General features: G+C 54.7%; 20 protein-coding genes. 7 read left to right on the forward strand and 13 right to left on the reverse strand.

What is annotated here, in order from left to right:
* The 6 genes from hfq to C3Z11_RS14440 all read right to left on the reverse strand — a co-directional run bounded on the left by hfq (window position 1) and on the right by C3Z11_RS14440 (window position 6847).
* Complete coding sequence (gene hfq / locus C3Z11_RS14415; RefSeq protein WP_106478652.1) at window positions 1–252, reverse strand: RNA chaperone Hfq; 252 nt, start codon at window positions 250–252, stop codon at window positions 1–3.
* A gap of 123 nt (window positions 253–375) precedes the next feature.
* The gene (miaA, locus tag C3Z11_RS14420; RefSeq protein ID WP_106478653.1) at window positions 376–1329 is read right to left on the reverse strand and encodes a tRNA (adenosine(37)-N6)-dimethylallyltransferase MiaA; all 954 of its coding nucleotides are present in this window, start codon (window positions 1327–1329) and stop codon (window positions 376–378) included.
* Window positions 1330–1350: 21 nt separating this feature from the next.
* Window positions 1351–3303, reverse strand: a complete 1953-nt coding sequence (mutL, locus tag C3Z11_RS14425) for a DNA mismatch repair endonuclease MutL (protein ID WP_106478654.1) — start codon at window positions 3301–3303, stop codon at window positions 1351–1353.
* 54 nt (window positions 3304–3357) lie between these two features.
* Window positions 3358–4854, reverse strand: coding sequence for an N-acetylmuramoyl-L-alanine amidase (locus C3Z11_RS14430; protein WP_106478655.1), 1497 nt, complete (start codon window positions 4852–4854; stop codon window positions 3358–3360).
* Window positions 4854–5333 carry a tRNA (adenosine(37)-N6)-threonylcarbamoyltransferase complex ATPase subunit type 1 TsaE gene (tsaE, locus tag C3Z11_RS14435; RefSeq protein ID WP_106478656.1) on the reverse strand — a complete coding sequence of 160 codons (480 nt, stop codon included), beginning with the start codon at window positions 5331–5333 and terminating at the stop codon, window positions 4854–4856. Before tsaE ends, C3Z11_RS14430 begins: the two co-directional genes overlap by 1 nt.
* 20 nt (window positions 5334–5353) lie before the next feature.
* Window positions 5354–6847 carry an NAD(P)H-hydrate dehydratase gene (locus C3Z11_RS14440; protein WP_106478657.1) on the reverse strand — a complete coding sequence of 498 codons (1494 nt, stop codon included), beginning with the start codon at window positions 6845–6847 and terminating at the stop codon, window positions 5354–5356.
* 152 nt (window positions 6848–6999) lie between these two features.
* Here C3Z11_RS14440 and queG point away from each other — a divergent pair, with 152 nt between their 5' ends.
* Complete coding sequence (queG, locus tag C3Z11_RS14445) at window positions 7000–8127, forward strand: tRNA epoxyqueuosine(34) reductase QueG (protein ID WP_106478658.1); 1128 nt, start codon at window positions 7000–7002, stop codon at window positions 8125–8127.
* A gap of 37 nt (window positions 8128–8164) precedes the next feature.
* Here queG and orn read toward each other — a convergent pair whose 3' ends face one another.
* Window positions 8165–8713, reverse strand: coding sequence for an oligoribonuclease (orn, locus tag C3Z11_RS14450; protein WP_106478659.1), 549 nt, complete (start codon window positions 8711–8713; stop codon window positions 8165–8167).
* Between the two features lie 179 nt (window positions 8714–8892).
* Between orn and rsgA the strand changes: the two genes are divergently transcribed.
* Both rsgA and C3Z11_RS14460 read left to right on the forward strand, forming a co-directional pair.
* Window positions 8893–9900 (forward strand): small ribosomal subunit biogenesis GTPase RsgA, encoded by a 1008-nt coding sequence (gene rsgA, locus C3Z11_RS14455; protein WP_106478660.1) that lies wholly within the window; start codon window positions 8893–8895, stop codon window positions 9898–9900.
* A gap of 367 nt (window positions 9901–10267) precedes the next feature.
* Window positions 10268–11092 carry a manganese catalase family protein gene (locus C3Z11_RS14460; protein ID WP_106478661.1) on the forward strand — a complete coding sequence of 275 codons (825 nt, stop codon included), beginning with the start codon at window positions 10268–10270 and terminating at the stop codon, window positions 11090–11092.
* Window positions 11093–11222: 130 nt separating this feature from the next.
* On the opposite strand, the gene C3Z11_RS14465 is transcribed toward C3Z11_RS14460, so the two are convergent.
* Entirely contained in the window at window positions 11223–12557 is a 1335-nt protein-coding gene (locus tag C3Z11_RS14465; protein ID WP_106478662.1) for an NCS2 family permease, read from the reverse strand.
* Window positions 12558–12802: 245 nt separating this feature from the next.
* Between C3Z11_RS14465 and C3Z11_RS14470 the strand changes: the two genes are divergently transcribed.
* Window positions 12803–13633, forward strand: coding sequence for a sulfurtransferase (locus C3Z11_RS14470; protein WP_106478663.1), 831 nt, complete (start codon window positions 12803–12805; stop codon window positions 13631–13633).
* Between the two features lie 109 nt (window positions 13634–13742).
* Window positions 13743–14597: an archaetidylserine decarboxylase gene (asd, locus tag C3Z11_RS14475; RefSeq protein WP_106478664.1), complete on the forward strand. Its 855-nt coding sequence runs from the start codon at window positions 13743–13745 to the stop codon at window positions 14595–14597.
* Window positions 14598–14705: 108 nt separating this feature from the next.
* Here the strand turns inward: asd and epmA are convergent, their stop codons facing one another.
* Together epmA and efp are read right to left on the reverse strand one after the other, a co-directional pair.
* Window positions 14706–15680 (reverse strand): EF-P lysine aminoacylase EpmA, encoded by a 975-nt coding sequence (epmA, locus tag C3Z11_RS14480; RefSeq protein WP_106478665.1) that lies wholly within the window; start codon window positions 15678–15680, stop codon window positions 14706–14708.
* A gap of 69 nt (window positions 15681–15749) precedes the next feature.
* On the reverse strand, window positions 15750–16316 hold the full coding sequence (efp, locus tag C3Z11_RS14485) for an elongation factor P (RefSeq protein ID WP_106478666.1): 567 nt from the start codon (window positions 16314–16316) through the stop codon (window positions 15750–15752).
* A 100-nt stretch (window positions 16317–16416) separates the two neighbouring features.
* Between efp and epmB the strand changes: the two genes are divergently transcribed.
* Complete coding sequence (gene epmB, locus C3Z11_RS14490; RefSeq protein WP_106478667.1) at window positions 16417–17433, forward strand: EF-P beta-lysylation protein EpmB; 1017 nt, start codon at window positions 16417–16419, stop codon at window positions 17431–17433.
* Between the two features lie 95 nt (window positions 17434–17528).
* On the opposite strand, the gene C3Z11_RS14495 is transcribed toward epmB, so the two are convergent.
* Both C3Z11_RS14495 and C3Z11_RS14500 read right to left on the reverse strand, forming a co-directional pair.
* On the reverse strand, window positions 17529–17864 hold the full coding sequence (locus C3Z11_RS14495; RefSeq protein ID WP_106478668.1) for a protealysin inhibitor emfourin: 336 nt from the start codon (window positions 17862–17864) through the stop codon (window positions 17529–17531).
* Window positions 17861–18907 carry a M4 family metallopeptidase gene (locus C3Z11_RS14500; protein WP_106478669.1) on the reverse strand — a complete coding sequence of 349 codons (1047 nt, stop codon included), beginning with the start codon at window positions 18905–18907 and terminating at the stop codon, window positions 17861–17863. Before C3Z11_RS14500 ends, C3Z11_RS14495 begins: the two co-directional genes overlap by 4 nt.
* Window positions 18908–19122: 215 nt before the next feature.
* Here C3Z11_RS14500 and C3Z11_RS14505 point away from each other — a divergent pair, with 215 nt between their 5' ends.
* A complete protein-coding gene (locus tag C3Z11_RS14505; protein ID WP_106478670.1) occupies window positions 19123–19464 on the forward strand; it encodes a 5-carboxymethyl-2-hydroxymuconate Delta-isomerase in 342 nt (113 codons plus the stop codon).
* Between the two features lie 166 nt (window positions 19465–19630).
* On the opposite strand, the gene C3Z11_RS14510 is transcribed toward C3Z11_RS14505, so the two are convergent.
* Window positions 19631–20422 carry a flagellar brake protein gene (locus C3Z11_RS14510; protein WP_158701053.1) on the reverse strand — a complete coding sequence of 264 codons (792 nt, stop codon included), beginning with the start codon at window positions 20420–20422 and terminating at the stop codon, window positions 19631–19633.
* Window positions 20423–20536 lie beyond the last annotated feature (114 nt).

The raw sequence follows: 20536 nt of genomic DNA on the forward strand, positions 1-20536 counted from the left end.
TCAAGCGTCCGGACCGGCAGGAGCATTGGGATCCTGAGCCGGCAAACGGACATTACGGGAAGGCACAACCGTGGAAATGGCGTGCTTATAGACCATCTGGCTAACGGTATTACGCAGCAGTATCACGAACTGATCGAAAGACTCGATCTGTCCCTGCAATTTGATGCCGTTGACCAGAAAGATAGAAACCGGAATCCGCTCTTTGCGCAGGATATTCAAGTACGGATCTTGAAGGGACTGTCCTTTGGACATGTTGCTCTCCCAAATATATTTCGTTTATTTGATGTGGTTATCGATTTTTTTCGCAACAATGTGCGCGAGAACGGCCCACGTTTTGACGCTTTGACGTCGCGGTTCGTGACCGAGCATCTTACGCTAAGTGCTGCCTGCACGCACGATTTTCAATACCTTGTCGAGCATATCTTCCTGCGTCGAATCGACCCAATGAACCCCCTGCCAGCTGCGCAGCCACGTAAGCTGCCGCTTGGCAAGCTGACGAGTGGCAATGATGCCGCGCATCTGCATCTGGTCAAGGTCATAATGACCCTCAAGATGCTCCCATACTTGACGATAGCCTACGCTTTTCATCGAAGGGAGTGCTAAATGTAGATCATTCCGTGCGCGCAATGCTTTGACTTCGCTTAAAAAGCCTAGTTCAAGCATTTGAATAAAACGATGTTCAATGCGTTTGTGCAGTACGGCACGATCACTGGGCGCAAGAGCAATCGACACAACGTTCCAAGGAAAGATGCTACGCGATTGCCTTTGCCAATGTTCAGACAGCGGCTGCCCAGTGAGGCGATAGACTTCCAATGCCCGCATCAAGCGCTGCGGGTCATTGACATGAATACGCGCCGCCGAAGTCGGATCAACCGCTGACAACTCGGCGTGAAGCGCCTGCAGCCCCTCACGTTCACGCTGCGCTTCAAGTTCCGCACGCACTCCTGCGTCAGCCTCCGGCAGTTCTGCTGCGCCTTCAAACAGCAACTTGAAATAGAGCATCGTGCCACCGACCAATACCGGTACTTTACCTGCCGCGCTGATGCGAGACATCTCGGCCAGCGCATCGCGGCGAAAGTCGGCGGCCGAATAAGGCTCAGCAGGATCGCGGATATCGATCAGACGATGCGGTGCGCGCGCGAGCTCAGCGGGCGAAGGCTTGGCCGTACCGATATCCATGCCACGATAGACCATTGCCGAATCGACGCTGATCAACTCAGCATTCATCTGTTCATGCAGTGCTATCGCACAGTCGGTCTTGCCCGATGCAGTGGGTCCCATCAGAAACACGGCGGTAGGCAAACGGCCCTTCGTTTGGATGTGCTGCATTTCTTCTGCTTGCGGCACTGGCTACTGCCCTCGTAGAAAAAGTTTATCGAGATCATTCATGGAGAGCTCGATCCACGTCGGGCGACCATGGTTACATTGCCCGCTACGCTCGGTGCGTTCCATATCACGCAGCAATGCATTCATTTCCATTATCGTCAGCTTACGGTTAGCGCGCACGCTACCGTGACAAGCCATGGTCGAGAGTATTTCATTGATATGGGCGGTGACTCGGTCCGACTGCCCGTAGCGCTCAAGATCAGCCAGCATGTCACGAATTAGCGGTTCGACGTCAGCCCGAGCCAGCAGAGCCGGCAATTGTCGTACCAATAGCGTCTCGGGCCCGGCCACATCCAGCTCGACGCCCAACTGTGCAAAGGCGTCACGTTCACGCTCAGCACGCTCAACTTCAGCTTCACTTACAGCAAGTGAGACCGGCACAAGCAGCGGCTGAGCATCCAACCGGCCCTGATGCACCTGCTGCTTCATGCGCTCATAGGTAATCCGCTCGTGGGCAGCATGCATATCGACGATGACCATACCGCGCGTGGTCTGTGAGAGGATATAAACGCCATGCAATTGAGCAATGGCATATCCCAGTGGCGGCGCCTCACCTGGCACCTGATCAGGTAGCGGCACTCCTCCGGACGTCATCACAGGTGCCTCTTGATCAGGTGTACTTACCCGCTGATCATGTGCCTCCTGTGGATTGAGTAGCGCAGATTCATGATCCGGGTGAAGCGCCCGGTAACCGGCCATGAACTCATGCACGCGATCGGCTGCGGGACGTTCGCCGCCACTGTCACGACGCCCATACCCGAAAGCAGAAGAACCGCTATCTGAGCTGCTCCCTTCACGTAATGCCATTGGCTGCTGCTGCCAGCTAGGCTGGCTTGACGTCTGCGAAGAGGCTTCCTGCGTTGAGATATCGCGTTCCCCCTCGCTGTCCCGCGCGTTGTTAGGGCGCACTTCTGCAAGTGCCTTGTGCAGGCTCGAAAACAGGAAATCATGCACCAGACGCGCATCACGAAAGCGGACTTCATGCTTGGTAGGATGAACATTGACGTCAACGACTAGCGGGTCGAGCTCCAGATAAAGCACAAACACCGGATGTCTACCGTGGAACAGCACATCTCGATAAGCCTGACGTACCGCATGCGCGACAAGCTTGTCCCTGATCACGCGGCCATTAACAAAGAAATATTGCTGATCGGCTTGCGCCCGAGTATGTGTCGGTAGCCCCACCCAGCCCCACAGCCGTAACCCCGTAGCAGACATATCGATATGCAGCGCATTGCTGAGAAAGCTTTGCCCCAGCAACTTCGCCAGACGCTGCTCCCTCGCCACGCGCTCTTCACCGGCACGTAACTGATGCACGACTTTCTGGTTATGCCGTAGCACCCAGCTGATATCGAAGCGGGACAAGGCCAACCGGCGAAAGCCTTCTTCGATGTGGTTAAGCTCGGTCTTTTCGGTACGCAGAAACTTGCGCCGCGCTGGCGTGTTAAAAAAGAGATCGCGTACCGTGACCGTTGTGCCACGGGGATGCGGCGCAGGCGAAATACGTGACGCCATCTCGCGCCCTTCGGCTACCACGCGCCACCCGGCACTAGGTTCATCTTCAGTATTGGAAAACAATTCAAGCCGTGAGACTGAGCTTACGGCGGCCAAGGCTTCACCACGAAAGCCCAGACTCGCCACGCCTTCAAGATCATCAAGCGTCCCGATCTTGCTGGTAGCATGACGCGCCAGTGCCAGCGGCAGGTCATCACCGGCAATCCCGCTACCATCATCGCGTACGCGGATCAACTTTGCGCCACCGGCTTCCAGCTCGATCTCGATGCGCCGACTGCCCGCATCGATGGCATTCTCAACCAACTCCTTAATGACCGATGCCGGCCGCTCAACGACTTCACCTGCGGCAATCTGGTTGGCCAATCGCGGTGAGAGAACCTGGATGCGTCGCATCTCGTCCATATCACCTCCTTCAAGAGTTCGTTTACGGCTACGTATTCAGGAATGCTAGGGCCATCAAGGAATAACCAGCACCTGACCCACACGGACTACATCGCTGTCGAGATTGTTGGCTTTGCGCAGCGCCGACAACGACACGCCGTTATTAAGTGCAATGACAGACAACGTATCACCAGAGCGGACACGATACTCATCGGCGCCGCCTCCACGCGCCTGATCACGTTGCCAGGCCAGCAGACTGGTCGGCGGTGGGCTCTGCAGGAAGTGCTGGCGAATCCCCTGGTAGACAGCGTTAGCCAGCTTTTCCTGATGGGAGGCCGTTTTTAACAGGCGCTCCTCAGTTGGATTCGAAATGAACCCCGTCTCGACCAGCAGCGATGGAATATCCGGTGATTTGAGCACCACAAACCCTGCCTGCTCGACCTTGGAACGGTGGAGCGTATTGAAGCGTGAGACATATCCCAGCACATCGCTGCCAGCCGACAGTGAATCATTGACGGTGGCCGTCATGCTCAGGTCAAGCAATACGCCGCGCAGCATTTCATCCTTGTCATCGAGGCTAAGATCACCATCCACGCCCCCAATCAAGTCCGCATTGTTTTCGCTTTGCGCCAGCCAACGTGCCGTCTCTGACGTCGCACCGTGCTGTGACAGGGCATAAACGGATGTTCCACGTGGGCTGCCAGAGCGCACGGCATCCGCATGAATGGAGACGAAGAAATCGGCGTGGTGACGACGAGCGATTCGGGTCCGCTCACGCAGCGGGATGAATCGGTCATCGCTACGCGTCAGATATGCCTTGAAGCCCGGCGCAGCATCAAACTTGGCTTTCAGACGCTTGCCTATTTGCAATACGACATCTTTCTCGCGTGTCCGGCCAGGTCCCGTTGCCCCAGGATCTTTACCCCCATGACCCGGATCGATCACGACGATGATATCGCGCTTGGGATGCGCCTTGGCCAGTTGTCGTGATGCCGGCGTCGTCTCCTGCTCAATAGCCTCGCGTACTTTGGGATCGTCCTTGGGATTGCTACCGGCCAGCTTGGCCCGGGCCTCTTTCTCCTGAGCCTGGATCATCGCCTCGATAGGGTCGCCACCGCCATCTTTTGCCGCTGTGCTGCTCTTATCTTTAGCTGCACCCGATGACCTACCGCCGCCAGTATGCTTGAGATCGATTACAAGACGATGCCCGCTATCGCCACTGGGTGGTAACGTGAAATCAGAAGGCGTCACAGGTCGTGCCAGATCAAGCACAATACGAAGATCGTTTCCTTGCCTGATCCCGGAGCGCACTGCCTTTACCGTACTGTCACCATCTGCCGCATGGGACAGATTGGTTTTCAAGTGCGTATCGTCAAGATCGACTACGAGCCGAGATGGATTATCAAGTGTAAAGACATTGGAGTGAACGCTGGCATCGAGATCGAATACCAGGCGCGTGTTGTCTTCAGCACTCCATATCCGCAGACCACTGAGTTCGGCACTTTGCGCAGGCATGGCTACGCTCAGCAACGCCACCAAACCGAATAACCATAAAAGAACAGGGAACTTCATCAGGAATCTGCTTCCTCGTTACACCAAAGACGACTCAATCTGATCAGCGTGGCTTCACCGTGTTTACTGAAAGCTTCAAGCTCTGCCTGACGCCCTTCCTCTATCACGGACAGCGTAACGATGACATCGGCCACCGGTAGCCACCCTTCACCACGGCTGGGCCACTCAATCAGATTAAGCGCAGTGCCGTCGAGGAGTTCACGGGCACCGATGAATTCAAGCTCTTCGGGATCGGCCAATCGATAAAGGTCGAAATGATGGACTTGATACGCGCCGAAATCATAGGGCTCGACCAACGTATAGGTAGGGCTTTTAACAGCACCGGTATAGCCGAACGCCTTGAGCACGCCACGTGAGAGCGTAGTCTTTCCGGCCCCCAGATCACCTTCTAGAAATACGCAGCCATGCCACTCAAGCGCACGCCCTAATACTTCACCGAAAGCGACCTGAGCCGCTTCATCTTTTAGAACCATCTTCATCGTGGGCATCGATATTAACGTTAGGGATTGGCCAATCTTCGCGCGTAGCATGCCAGATCAGTGGCAAGCAGGCCACGTTCTCCACCTTCCGCTGCCGCCATGTCAGCCGCCATACCATGCAGCAGCACGCCGCTGGCGCTCGCTTCAAGCAGATCGAGCCCCTGAACAATCAATGACGCAATGATCCCGCCGAGCACATCGCCCATCCCGCCTGACGCCATACCTGGATTGCCATAGGGATTCACAAATACCTGCGCAGCCGCTTGCCCTCCGACTACCAACGTGCCGGCGCCTTTGAGCACAACCACGCCGCCTCTGCGATGCTGCAACTCAAGTGCTGCTTCACGACGATCGGCCTGAATATCCTTGACTGAGCAGTTGAGCAGTCTTGCCGCCTCGCCCGGATGAGGCGTAAGTACCCAGTCATCCCGACGCAAGCTGGTGTAATTGCTGGCCAGCAAATTCAAGCCATCAGCATCGACTACCCGTGGCCCTTCAGCTGTCAGCACAGCATCAAGCAACCCCTCGCCCCATGCCCCCTGGCCGAGGCCTGGCCCAATCGCTACGCCATCAGCCATCTCCAGCAGCTCTTCAAGATCAAGTGCGTTACGCACAGCCTTGACCATCATCTCCGGGCATCGGGCCAGCGCGGGCGGAATATGCACAGGATCGGTAGCAAGACTCACCAACCCAGCCCCCACCCTCGCAGCAGTCTCGGCTGTCATAATGGTTGACCCGCCAAACCCGGGACGTCCGCCGACTACCAATAAGTGGCCGCAGTGCCCTTTGTGTGTGGTCGGCTTGCGACGCGGTAGACTTTGCTTAAGCCGCTCGGGTTGAAGCAACGTTCCCGCTGAAGCGACACGTTCACGTACGCGGGCATCGACACCCAGCGCTGCAAAATGCAGCGTGCCGGTATAGTCAGGTGCCTGCCCAGTCAGCAACCCAAACTTGCGCCCGATAAAGGTAATGGTGTGTTGCGCCTCGACGGCCTGGCCGAGTACTACCCCGGTATCGGCATCAAGGCCGGAGGGCAGATCGAGTGCCAACACCGGAAGAACGCTGCCATTGATCGCATTGATTGCCTCATCATAGGGCGGCTGAACATCACCGGAAATGCCGGTACCCAGCAGCGCATCGATAATGATCTCGCCCTCGAAGCGGTTGAACTCGCTCCACGCGAGTGGCACTAACTGTTCGTCACGCGCCATCGCTACCGCCTGGCTGGCCTCGCCCTTGAGCGCAGCGGGTTCTCGTAACGCTATAAGTTGAACCTCCAACCCGGCACGCGCCGCCAACGCCGCAACGACATAGCCATCACCGGCATTATTGCCGCTGCCACATACAACACTGATGCCTCTTACTTCGGGCCACAAGCGCTTGATCAATTCAAAGGCAGCCCCGCCAGCATGGCGCATCAGCTCAAAGCCCGAGATGCCCGCATCTATCGTACTGTGATCCAACTCGCGAACTTGATGAGCGAAATAAAGCGTGTTCTCGCCTGAATTCGACATCCGTGTACTCCTCTCAAAGCGATATATAATTAAATCAAGACATCGTGGCGACCGTAGAGTTCGCTGTGACGATAGTGTAGGGTGTGCCTCCCCTCAAAATATCCTGATTCATTCTCTGTCGACCCATTATCGAGGCACTGCCTCTCATAGCCATGGATTCTTCCGATTCCGTTACGCACAAGAATGTGACTTCTCATCGCACCTCACCCGACCTTGCAGCCTTGGCACAACGTATCAAAACGTGGGGGCGCGAGCTTGGTTTTCAGCATGTGGGGATCGCTGATACGGATCTATCGGTGCACGAACCGCATCTGCAGACGTGGCTCGAAGCGGGTCACCATGGCGCAATGGATTACATGCATAAGCATGGCACCAAACGCACCCGCCCGGCTGAACTAGTGCCTAATACACTACGTATTATCAGCGTGCGTATCGATTATCTGCCGCCTGAAGTCGAGACCACCAAGGTGCTGTCCCAGCCGCAACGCGCCTACATTTCTCGCTATGCGTTGGGGCGCGATTACCACAAGCTGATCCGCAAGCGTCTGACGACGCTCGCCAAATGGATCGAGGCTGATATCGGTGGATTCGGGTTTCGGGCCTTCGTCGATTCGGCCCCGGTCATGGAACGTGCCATTGCTCAGAAAGCGGGTCTAGGCTGGTTTGGCAAGAATTCGATGTTACTGCATCCCAAAGCCGGTTCACTGTTCTTTCTTGGAGAGCTATATACCGACCTGCCACTGCCGGTTGACGAGCCTTTCACCAGTGAACACTGCGGCAAATGCAACAACTGTCAGACCTATTGTCCGACTGGCGCGATCGTCGATGACAAGGTCGTCGATGCACGACGCTGCATCTCCTACCTGACCATCGAATTGCACGGCGCTATTCCCGAGCAGTATCGCAAGGCGATGGGCAATCGCATCTACGGCTGTGATGACTGCCAGCTGGTGTGTCCCTTCACGCGCTTTACTCGGGCAAGTGCAGAAGAAGATTTTGCACCGCGTCACGATCTTGACCGGGCCGATCTTCTGACGCTGTTTGCCTGGAGCGAGCCTGAATTTCTAACCCGCACTGAAGGCAGCGCGATCAGACGCATCGGTTACGAACGCTGGTTGCGCAATCTTGCCGTGGGGCTCGGCAATGCGCCTTACTCTTCGGCGATCGTTGCTGCACTTGAGGCCCGTCTCGCTTTCCCCTCCGATCTGGTACGCGAGCACGTTCGCTGGGCATTAGCTGAGCAAAAACGCAAGGCCGAGACTGTGATCGTCTCGGCCTGATCGGCATCGCTTGTAGACACTCTTCTGACAGAGACTATTAAAGTGCCAGCAAGTGCTCACGATAATAGCTAAGCTCCGCTATCGACTCGCGAATGTCATCGAGCGCGAGGTGGGTACCCTGCTTGGTCAGACCATTCAAAATGTTAGGCTTCCAGCGCTTTGCCAACTCCTTGAGCGTTGAGACATCAAGGTTGCGGTAGTGAAAATACGCTTCAAGCTCAGGCATCTCACGCTGCATAAAGCGTCTATCCTGATGCACGCTGTTGCCGCACATTGGTGAGCTGCCCTTGGCAACGTGCAAGGCGAGAAATTCAAGCGTGGCTCGCTCGGCATTTCGGGTATCGCTTGTGCTATTACGTACCCGCTCAGTCAGCCCTGATGCGCCATGAGTTCGCGTATTCCACTCGTCCATCCCTGCAAGCAGCGTATCGGGCTGGTGGATAGCCATCACAGGCCCTTCGGCAATCACATTTAGCTGGTCATCGGTGACGATGGTCGCAATTTCAATGATGCGCTCGCGCTCGGGATCAAGCCCGGTCATTTCAAGGTCGATCCAGATCAGGCGATTCTTGCTGGGATCGGTCATGGACTCTCCTACTAGTATTGAGACAATGCGAGGACATCGCTAGCGGCATGTGACAAGGATGAAACATACTGCATTCAAAGCGTACAATCGCGCAGGCTACTACAGCAACGCGGGCATCACCATAAACCATCCCGAACACCGTCGCCTTATAGCGACCGCCCCTTCAGTAACGGAATTGCATGAGCACACGAAAATTGTCCCGTCAGCAGCGCTGGCGAGTCGAGAAGGTACAGGCCGAGCGCAACGCACGGGCAAGCCGGCGAGATGAAAATGACCGTGGCAAGCTTGAGGCAGGCGAATATGGCCCTGAGCAGCCGGGGCGCGTGATCGCCCACTTTGGTCGCACGCTCGATATCGAAGCCAATGATGGCAGTGTGCACCGCTGTCATAGGCGCGCCAATCTCGATAGCCTCGTGACCGGCGACCGGGTCAGTTGGCGTGAAGCAAATGACGGCACCGGCGTTGTGGTGGCTCGCGGCGAGCGTGACTCCACGCTTGAACGCCCTGATCATCGCGGCCAATTGAAACCGGTTGCGGCTAATATTGATCGCATCTTGATCGTTTTTGCCGCCGAACCTGTTCCGCATCCCAATCTGATCGACCGTTATCTGATCGCCGCAGAAACTACCGAGATACAGCCGGCGCTGGTACTGAACAAGGTGGATTTACTACCGCCACATGGCGGCGAGCTGCGCGAACTCCTGGCCCGCTATCAAGGGTTGGGTTATGAGGTCATCAATGCGACAGTACGTGAAGATGGTGGCCTCGAAGAGCTGCGCCAAAATCTCGCCGAGAGAACCTCCGTTTTCGTCGGCCAGTCTGGCGTTGGCAAATCATCGCTGATCAATGCCCTACTGCCAGACGAAGAACTCAAAGTAGGCGCGCTCTCCGAGGACACGCGCAAGGGGACCCACACCACCACTACCGCCAAGCTTTATCACTTCCCTGCTGGAGGCGATCTGATCGACTCGCCAGGCATACGTGAATTCGGCTTGATGCACCTCGATGAACGTCAGGTTGCCGAAGGGTTCATCGAGTTTCGCCCCCATCTTGGCCACTGCCGTTTTCGGGATTGCCGTCACGTTCACGAACCTGGCTGCGCCATTCTCAAGGCGGTTGAACAAGGTGAAATTTCAGCCACGCGTTTTGACAGTTTCCGCCGCATCATCGCCAGCTTGAGCACATAAGCGATGTCGATACGTCGCTCATGTGAATTATGAGCGACTATCACATGCCCCCTTCTGCATAGTCTCACAATCGCTTGTGCGCATAACCGATTGAAAGCGTAATAAATGTGGAAAGACTATCCAGCCAATAGTGAAACTTTATTCCTTATCTTTTTGAATTTACCGCCATCGCTGCCTATGGTGATTAGGTGCCTTATCGAATGGCGCACCCTACAGGGAGGGCCCGGAGCTTTACGAGGAGACGTATCACGGCAGGCTTATCTTGTTTTGGCGACGCCAGAGTAGCGACACCTCGAAAGTTTCCGGAATGTTTAAGCCACGTAGGGCTTTCTAAGCTTCTACCGAAACTAAACGAAAAGGATTAACCATGTTTCATCATTCCTCAAAACTTCAATATCAAGTCAAAGTAGACAAGCCCGATCCGCAGTTTGCCAATCAACTACAGCAGGCCATTGGCGGGATCGAAGGCGAAATCCGCGTAGCCATGCAGTACTTCTTCCAGGCGATGGGTACGCGCGGCGATGACCGTATTCGCGATCTACTGATGTCAACGGCAACTGAAGAACTTTCGCACATCGAAATTCTGGCTCACGCAGTAGCGCTGAACCTCGAAGGTGCCCCGGTTACCATTCAAGAAGCAGCCGCCAAGGATTCCGTTGTGCATGCCATTCTCGGCGGGATGAATCCGCGTCACGTGCTGTCTTCAGGTATGGCTGCCATGCCGGTTAACGCCAATGGCGTACCGTTTGACATGAGCCATATCTACGCTTCCGGTAACGTAGCCGCCGACATGCTGGCCAACGTCACCGCTGAATCGACTGGTCGTGTACTCGCTTCACGCCTGTACAATATGACTGAAGACAAGGGCATGAAGGACATGCTTTCTTTCCTTATTGCCCGTGACACCATGCACCAGCAACAGTGGTTGGCCGTCATTGAAGAGCTCGGTGGTCTACCTGCATCGCTGCCGATTCCGAATTCCACTCCCGAAGCGCATGAGAACATGGAACACTCCTATTATGTTCTCAATACCTCGCTGGACAAGGAACTTCCTGAAGGTCGTTGGTCTAGTGGTCCGTCTTTCGACGGTCGCGGTGAGTTTACCGTCAAGCAGAAGCCAGAGCCTCAGGGTCAAGCACCTACGCTTGGAAAAGCTCCAGCCAAATCAGGCGCTCAGAAAGAACAGATGTAATCTGTTTCACTTTCTGCTTGAAGCAAAAGCCGGCGATGTTTCGCCGGCTTTTTTATGTCTGTGTTTCCTGTCTTTCCAATGATGAAAAACGCCACTTAATGCGGCGTTTTTATCACTATCACCGACGTTTTTACTCTTGAAAAAGCAACAATATCGATAATGCAAAAAGTACCCACATCGCGGGCTTTATTTCACGTGACTTACCCACGCCCAGCTTGACCAGCACAAAGGCCAGGAAACCAAACACCACGCCGTGAGTAATCGAATACGTCAAGGGAATCAGGATCATTGCCAGAAATGCTGGAATGGCATCGTCGAGCTCGTACCAGTTGATCGAGCGAATCGGGTCGAGCATGAATACACCGACCATGATTAGCGCTGGCGCTGTAGCAATCGCTGGCACCAGTGATAACAGCGGCGAGAGGAACAGAAACGGCAAGAACAGCAGCGCGGCGATAACCGCCACCAGACCGGTACGTCCGCCCTGACTGATCCCTGCCGCCGACTCGACATAAGCATTGGCCGGGCTAGTACCCAGCGGTGCCGAGATCAAAGCAGAGAAGGCATCAATCACCATCGACTGGCGGATATTGCGCGGCTCACCGTTATCATCAAGCAAATTACCGGCCTGACAAACGCCCATGAAGGTCGACAGGGCATCGAAGAAGATGGTGAACAGAATCACAAAAATAAAGGGCGCGTAGGCAAGATGCAACGCACCCATGATATCGACCTTCATGATGCCGCTGAAATCAGGCCAAGCGAAAATCCCCGTGAAATTAACCAGCGTTGGCATAGCCATGTCCGGTGGAAAATAAGCACTGCCATCGCCCCACAGTCGCCCAATTGGAATAGACATCAGCGTGGTGATGACGATACCGAGAATCAGTGCACCCTGTACGCGCTTGGCCACCAGTACAGCAGTGACCGCCAGCCCAATAAGGAAGGTAACAATCGGCGCGCTCATCGGGGCAAGAGAAACGACCGTGACAGGGTTCGAGACGACGAGCTTGGCGTTGACCAATCCGATAATGGTGATAAACAGCCCGATGCCACAGGCAATGGCGTAACGCAGCTGTGCTGGAATGGCATCGATCACGTACTGGCGCACATTGAATGCGGCGAGTATCGCAAACAATACTCCCGCCCAGAACACACATCCCAGCGCGGTTTGCCAGGGAGTGCCGGCACCGATCACCATCGTGTAAGTAAATAGCGCATTGATGCCCATACCCGGGGCGACCAAGATTGGGTTACGGGCATAAAGCCCCATCATCAGGCTGCCAAAAAAGCTGATTAGAACGGTTGCCGTCAGAGCGCTGGAAAAGGGAATTCCAGCGGCACTGAGAATCGCCGGATTGACTACGATGATATACATCGCCGCAAGAAAGGTGGCGATACCCGCCAACACTTCGCGGCGCACGTTGCTGCCCTGCGTTCTTATATTAAACACTCGCTCGAGCACGATGGTTGTCTCCGACTGGACTCATGGAAGGCGCAGTATACAGAATCACATGTTGTTACCGTACTTTCGTTACAGCTTTTCCGCTCCATCAGGCGGGTTTGCCGTGCTCCGCAGCATGGCCTAAGGTTGCTTGGGCCTTATCGTTATGAGTAGAAGCTCTGTATGCAGCACATGAACGACGCCTTTGATTTCGTGGCATAAGGCAAAGTGTGTCATGCTGAAGCCAAGCCATAAGGGAGTCTGCCATGAGTACCGAAAGCAATATTTTGCCTTTGATTATCGAACCCTCCGAACTTTCCCAACAGTTAAGTGATGCCTCGCTGCTGATCATTGACGTACCTGCCAAAGCCGAAAGTTACACGGAAGGCCATGTCCCCGGTGCGATCTATCTCGATTATCGCCGTCTACTGGCCGGCACCGCTCCCGTAGCCAATGACGTACCCGAAGAACAAGCACTGTCCCAGCTCTTCTCTGAGCTAGGACTGACTCGCGATACGCATGTTATCGCCTATGATGACGAAGGCGGCGGCTGGGCTGGTCGCCTGCTATGGACACTCGAACTGATCGGTCATACCCGTTACTCCTATCTCAACGGCGGCATCCACGCCTGGCGCGCCGAGCAATTGCCGCTCTCCACCGAGCCGCATACGCCAACGCCCAGCAGCTACCACGCCGAGTACTTGCATCCCGAAGTCCTCATCACGCGCGAAGAGTTGGCCGAGCGCCTTGGTGACAAGTCGCTAGTCGTCTGGGATGCACGGGGCCCACAGGAGTATCGCGGTGAGAAAGGCAGCAACAAGCACCTGGGCCATATTCCCGGCGCCGTCAACTTTGAATGGACAGACGCCATGGATCGCGAGCGCCAGTTGCGCCTGCGCGACTACGCTGAGCTGGTGACCGAACTTGAGGCCAAGGGCATCACTCCCGACCATGAAGTCGCCACGCATTGCCAGAGCCATCACCGTAGCGGTTTCACCTGGCTGGTCGGCAAGGCGCTGGGATTTGACAGGATGCGTGCCTATCCAGGTTCATGGCAGGAATGGGGTAATCGTGACGATACGCCGATTGAACGCTAAGTAACGCTATACGCTCGGCTTGGCGCCACATCGCAAGGTGGTTCTTGAGCCGGTGTCTCCCCTGCGCTAAGGTGCGGCCACTTTCTCTCAGTTTCAGGATTGCCCTATCGTGAATCGCGATCAGCTTTTTGCCTGGATACAGTATCCGATTCCTCACCACCTGCTTTCCCGGCTGGTCGGACGTATAGCCGACTGCCAACTGCCGTGGGTCAAGGATATATTCATCAAGCGATTCATTCGCGCCTACGACATCGACATGAGTGAGGCGCTGCACTCCGACCCGCACGCATACTCCTCCTTCAACGAGTTCTTCACACGCCCGCTCAAGGAAGGCGCTCGTCCAATCGGGGAAGGTATCGTTTCCCCTGCCGATGGCGTGCTGTCGCAGTACGGCGAAATCAAAGACGACACCCTGATCCAAGCCAAGGGCCACCACTATTCCCTGACCGCACTGCTTGGCGGCGACGAAGCTCTGTCTGCACCGTTCCGCGACGGCCGCTTCGGCACCGTCTACCTCTCGCCAAGTAATTATCACCGTGTCCACATGCCATGCGCCGGCACGCTCAGGCAGACCGTCTACGTGCCGGGCCGGCTGTTCTCGGTCAACAGTGCCACCACCCATCATGTGCCGAGCCTGTTTGCCCGCAACGAGCGGCTAGTCTGCATCTTCGATACCGAATATGGGCCAATGGCGCTGGTATTGATCGGGGCAATGATCGTCGCCGCGATTGAAACCGTCTGGGCCGGCCAGATCACGCCACTTTCTGCCGTACCGCAGAACAACTATTTTGATCGCACCGTCACCCTCGATAAAGGTGAAGAAATCGGTCGCTTCAAGCTGGGTTCATCGGTAGTGATGTGCTTTCCCAACACCGTCGACTTCGATGAGCCGCTATCACCCGAGATGAAGGGCCGCAAGGTACTGCTCGGTCAGAAACTCGCCGCGCCGATCGCCTACGTCTAATATTTACACATACGAAGTCCCCGGCGCCACGCCGGGGCTTTGCACCTCAAGCACTCAAGACAGTACGCGATTCACTTACTTCAGGGGCGCCGTTCGGCACATCATGCGTCAGCAGTTGCGACTAGAAAATGCCACGACCTCCTCGAGGCAAGACTTATCCAACGCCAGCATGATCAGACGGTCAACACCCAGCGCGACACCGCTGCAAGGCGGCATACCCGCCTCAAGCGCGGCCACTAGATGGTGATCTGCTTCGACCTGGGGTTTATTCAACGCCATTCTTGCCTTGTTATCGGCGTCGAAGCGCGCCTTCTGTTCCTCAGCTTCGAGCAATTCATCATAGCCATTGGCCAACTCGATACCGTTCAGATAAATCTCGAAGCGAGCAGCAACGAGACTACCATCCTCATCATGCTTGCACTTGGCCAGTGATGCCTGGGAGGCAGGATAATCAATAACAATATCAATGCCCCGCCGACCAAGCATCGGCTCAATCACCAGGCTCATCAGCAAGTCGAGGCAATCATCGCGCGTCCACTCTTTGGTTTCGATGTTACCGATACGGAACGCCTCGTCACGTAGCCTATCGATCGATGCGGTAAAAGGATCAAGCCCCAGCGCGTCACGAAACAGATCACGGTAGCGTACCCAACGGGTCGGTCCCGGATCATTTGCCAGCACATGGCGAATCAGCGTATCGACTTCCTCACTCAACTGCGTGAGCGTCCACCCTGGGCGATACCACTCGAGCATGGTGAATTCGATATTATGACGCTGACCGACTTCGCCATCGCGGAACACGCGGGCAAGCTGAAAAATCGGCCCACTGCCCGCCGCCAACAGCCGCTTCATATGAAATTCTGGCGAGGTCTGCAGCCACAGTCGCTCCTGCCCGCTCGGGGTGGTGGCCATCAATGAGAGTGAATCGAGATGAACATCCGTGCTTCCTCCGCGTCCGAGCACTGGCGTTTCGACTTCGAGCAAGCCACGCTCGCTAAAAAAGGCACGAATAGTGCGCAATTTTTCAGCACGCGCCTTGATTATTTCAATGGCGGCGCTGGGGCACCAGCTATCGTTCTGCATGGAATTCATCACTATCAGCGGATAACAAAACGCCGAGCAAAAGCCCGGCGTTTGTCAAGCGTCACTCTATCACGCGCGGCCAACGTAATCGCCGCTGCGCGTATCGACCTTGAGTACCTCACCTTCGTTGATGAACAGAGGTACACGAACCACCGCACCAGTAGAAAGCTTGGCCGGTTTGGAACCCCCGTTGGCGGTATCTCCCTTCAGGCCCGGGTCGGTCTCGACGACTTCGAGTTCAATGAAATTAGGCGGCGATACCGAAATCGGGTTATCGTTCCACAGCGTAATAATGTAGCTGACCTGTTCCTTGAGCCACTTCTCATTATCGCCGATAGCTTTCTTGTCAGCAGCATACTGTTCAAAGGAACCATCGACCTTCATGAAGTACCACATCTCGCCATCGTTATAGAGGTACTCCATGTCGATATCCATGACGTCAGCGCCTTCCAGCGTTTCGCCGGACTTGAACGTGCGCTCCCAGACGCGGCCGGTCATCAGGTTGCGCAGGCGTACACGGTTGAACGCCTGCCCCTTGCCCGGTTTGACGAATTCGTTCTCGACGATGTTACAAGGATCACCGTCGAGCATCACTTTCAGACCAGCCTTGAATTCGTTGGTAGAATAGTTCGCCATAATGCCTCACTTGTGGATCGATGCCCTGATGGCATCGAACGTGACTATTTCAAAGCGCCATATCAGCGCCTGCTGAAGATTTCTTAATAAAAGTGTGCCGATGATAACCCGAACCTCGATCAGTGTGCAGGCCGTTACTACTGCCACCTGGCCCGAACAGCTTCGCGACGCCATTCGTGATCCGCAGCTTCTGCTCAAGACGCTCGGTCTTGACAGCTCACTACTACCAGGTGCTACCCAGGGCCATGCCCTGTTTTCCATCCGGGTTCCGCATGCCTATCTCGCCCGCATCCGCCATGGTGATCCTGACGATCCCCTACTACGCCAGGTGTTGCCGATTGGCGCAGAAACAGATGCCATCGAGGGCTTCGTCACTGATCCTCTCGCAGAGGCAGAACATACGCCGCGTCCCGGTCTGATCCACAAATACCATAACCGCGTGCTATTGATTGGCAGCGGCGCCTGCGCGATTAACTGTCGTTACTGCTTCCGGCGTCATTTTCCTTATGGCGATAACCTGCCATCCAAGGCCCAGTGGCAAGACATTCTCGACTATATACGCAGCGATTCAAACATTATCGAAGCCATTCTGTCCGGCGGTGACCCACTGGCCTCAAGCGACAAACGGCTGGCTTGGCTCGCCGATGAGCTAGCATCGATTACGCATCTTAAACGGTTGCGTGTCCATACCCGCTTGCCCGTAGTAATCCCTGAGCGCGTCGACAGCCACCTTCTCGCCTGGCTTTCGCGTTCGCGGCTGCAGAAGATCATGGTCTTGCATATCAATCATGCCAATGAAATCGACGAAGCCGTGCGCACTGCCTGCCAGCGACTCAAGGAGGCTGGCGTCACGCTATTCAATCAGAGTGTAATTCTGCGAGGTGTCAATGATTCAGTCCCAGCGCTTGCGGCACTGTCAGAGGCATTGTTCGAGGCGGGAATACTACCCTACTATCTTCACGCCTTCGACCCGGTGGCGGGTGCGGCGCATTTTGATGTTGGTGACGATGAGGCAATTGCACTGGTGGATGCGCTGCGTGCTGAACTACCAGGCTTTCTGATGCCACGGCTGGTACGTGAAATACCTGGGGAAAACTCCAAGACGCCTTTGTTCTGAATATGCCGCTTTCCGTAACTGATCATATCCTCATGGACGATCCAAGCGATTGTTAATGAACAAACTGGTCTATCCAGGAAATCAGTGGGTAGCCCTCAGGAAGGCGCTTCATCCATACCGCGCAGCCAGAGCGACACTAATTCCTGAGGGGCGCATTGCTCTGGCACGCTGAGCTCTATATCCGGACGTTCCTCATCGCGGCGCTTACGCACTTCAATGCGGAAGTAGCGCTGATCACCTTTACCTACCGAATCATGACTAGCGGCCTGTTCGGCGCGCGCCAGTATGTCACAAACGAAACGGCGCTGATTGCTGCTGCAGCGCTGAAAATCAATCGCTCGCGGTCTGGCGAGGGTAGGCATATAAGCCACCCCACCCTCGCGAGATAGTTTTACCAATGCATCGACGTCGAGTTCGTCGAATCGACTCATATAGCTACTCCGACACCTCGCCAACCGGCCAGCACGGCCTCATACTCGCTGCCACGCCCATAAAGACGCTCGGCATGAGTCTGGGTCAAGCGTGCAAACGTTTGAAAGTCGGCATCATTGGGTAATTGGCGATCGGTCAATGTTGCGTACCAGATACGCCCCGCCTTTTCCCAAGCATAACCGCCAATCGCTGTGGCGACGAGATAAAACGCCCGGTTGGGTATCCCTGAATTGAGATGGACACCGCCGTTATCCTCGCGCGTCTCGATATAGTTATCCATATGCCCGGGCTGTGGATCCTTGCCCAGCACGGGGTCGTCATAAGCCGTGCCTGGCTCGGCCATTGAGCGCAGCCCAATACCATTAACACGTTCGGTCAGAAGCTCCTCGCCTATAATCCAGTTAGCCTGCTCGGCAGTCTGTTGATGGTGATACTGCTTGACCAGTGAGCCGAACACATCTGAAATTGACTCGTTCAACGCACCAGGCTGGTTGTAATACACCAGATTGGCCTCACTCTCGGTCACCCCATGGGTAAGCTCATGACCGATGATATCGAGAGAAATAGTAAAGCGGTTGAATATTTCGCCATCACCATCGCCGAATACCATCTGTTGGCTGTTCCAAAAAGCATTTTCGTAATCGTGTCCGTAATGTACCGTTCCTACCAGTGGCAGCCCTTGGTTATCAATCGAATTACGCTCGAAAATATCCTTGAAGAAGTTCCAGGTTGCGCCCAGGTATTCGTACGCTTCATCAACGGCAATGTCACCACTCGCCGCGCTGTTTTCCTGACGAATCAACACTCCCGGCAGCTCCATAGTATTTTTTGCATCATAAATGAAGCGTTGAATCTCATTAAGCTGACTGCGGCGGTGCAATGCCGTGACCTCAATAGCCTTGCTGGTACGTAAGCTCTGATCGAGGCTCTGCGTAGTCAAGGCACTATGACGTAAACGATCGCCACCATGCTCGATCAATCGCTCAAGGATATGCGGCGGCATGACGCCATAATGACGCGTATCAGGAAAAACAGCTTTCATGTCGATGCTCCACTATTGAAAAGTCTAACGTGGCAAGCCCACTCCCCAAGGTTAGTAAATCAGGCCTAATACTTCGCCTATTAACACGTGTCGGATGTCGTCAGACACTTGAGAACCTAACTATCAGGGAGATAGCACGCGCTTGGTAGCCCGTGAAGCGTATCGTTAAAAATGAGAGTAAGCTGAGGGCAAACTTGTTTTCATGAGGTTTAACCGTGCCCAATATTGTTATTGACTACTCCAAGACACTCGACGCTCGAATTAATATTGAAAGCCTGCTTGATGCGCTACATGAAAGTGCTCTGGCCACCGGTATCTTTCAACGCTCAGCCATCAAAGTATATGCTCGGCCTTTTACCTATGCGCGCACAGCGGGTGAAAAAGCGGAATTCCTGCAGGTGTGTGTTCATATGTTTGAAGGACGCAGCACAGAACAGAAGGCGGCCCTCAGCGATGCTCTGTTCGCCGCTTTGGATAAAGCCTGCCCTACAGATATCGAGATAGCAGTAGAAATCACTGATATCGAAAAAGCCAGTTATCGCAAGCGTACGCTGTAAGCCGACAGACGCTGCCAAGGGCGGCAGTCAAATACACCGAAGGTAAAGAAGCCTGCCATCAACGGCTTCTTTACTCCACCACGGTGAAATACTTGAGCGGTGGGAAAGTCATGGCCCATCGATCGAGCTGCACCTTCGCGCCAAGGCTAGGAACAAGATGACGCGGTTAGGAGAAAACGTACTCACCGTCGTAATCAAACAGTTTCGAAGGCCATAGAAGCGTTGCACTTTCTGCATTCTGACGCGCAGCTTCACGTTCAATCTCCCGAACGAAATACCACAATTTACGTTCGAACTCTTTAGACGCTGGCACAAATTTAATCCCGATCAGCGCTGTTTCGCCCTGCTCAGCATCGTGCATATGGCTAATCTTGCCGGCTTCATGGAAATTATCCCCATTAGGAAACAAAGCCTGCACGCGACGAATATTCTGTCCGATGTGTAAAGTGCCGGCATCCTGTTTCGACACTTCCACCAAACATCCCCCAAGCGACAAATTCTTTAACTTACCCTTTACCGGCGCAGCGTTATCAACGACGAACAGAGATAACCTGGTACTAGTGCACATGCTTTCCGTCAGCTGGGCGCGAAACACGCCTCGCTTGCGCGTAACGACAAGACGAGTAGGCATACAGCATCTAAACTCAATACTCTCACCTCGCCGCTCCACTTCCTTGGCTGCCAGCATATCGAAGCTAAGTGTTCCTGACGCCTCCTTGGCATGAAGAGTAAAGGAAGCATTCGCCGTCAGTCTTTCCATTACATCCGAAAGATTCGCAACATCAAGCATTAAAAAATGCTTATCACGATCAATAGACGTAAGCGATACGGGGTAGTGAACTGGTGTATCGTCAAATTTGACAGTGATATCGCAGATACTGTCCATCAGGGCACGAAGTGTAGAAGCGACATGATTAGGATCAATGATTTCGATCGTACGTGATTTGGAGTTAGGCATATTAGGTTCAAGTTCAATGTAATTGTGCATGCGGGCGTGGCCGAAACATCAGACATTCTATCGGCGCTGTTGAGTGCACCTTGAAACATGCACAACAATAAACCTACATCAGGC

The organism is Phytohalomonas tamaricis, from assembly GCF_003012345.1.
GTDB lineage: Bacteria > Pseudomonadota > Gammaproteobacteria > Pseudomonadales > Halomonadaceae > Phytohalomonas > Phytohalomonas tamaricis.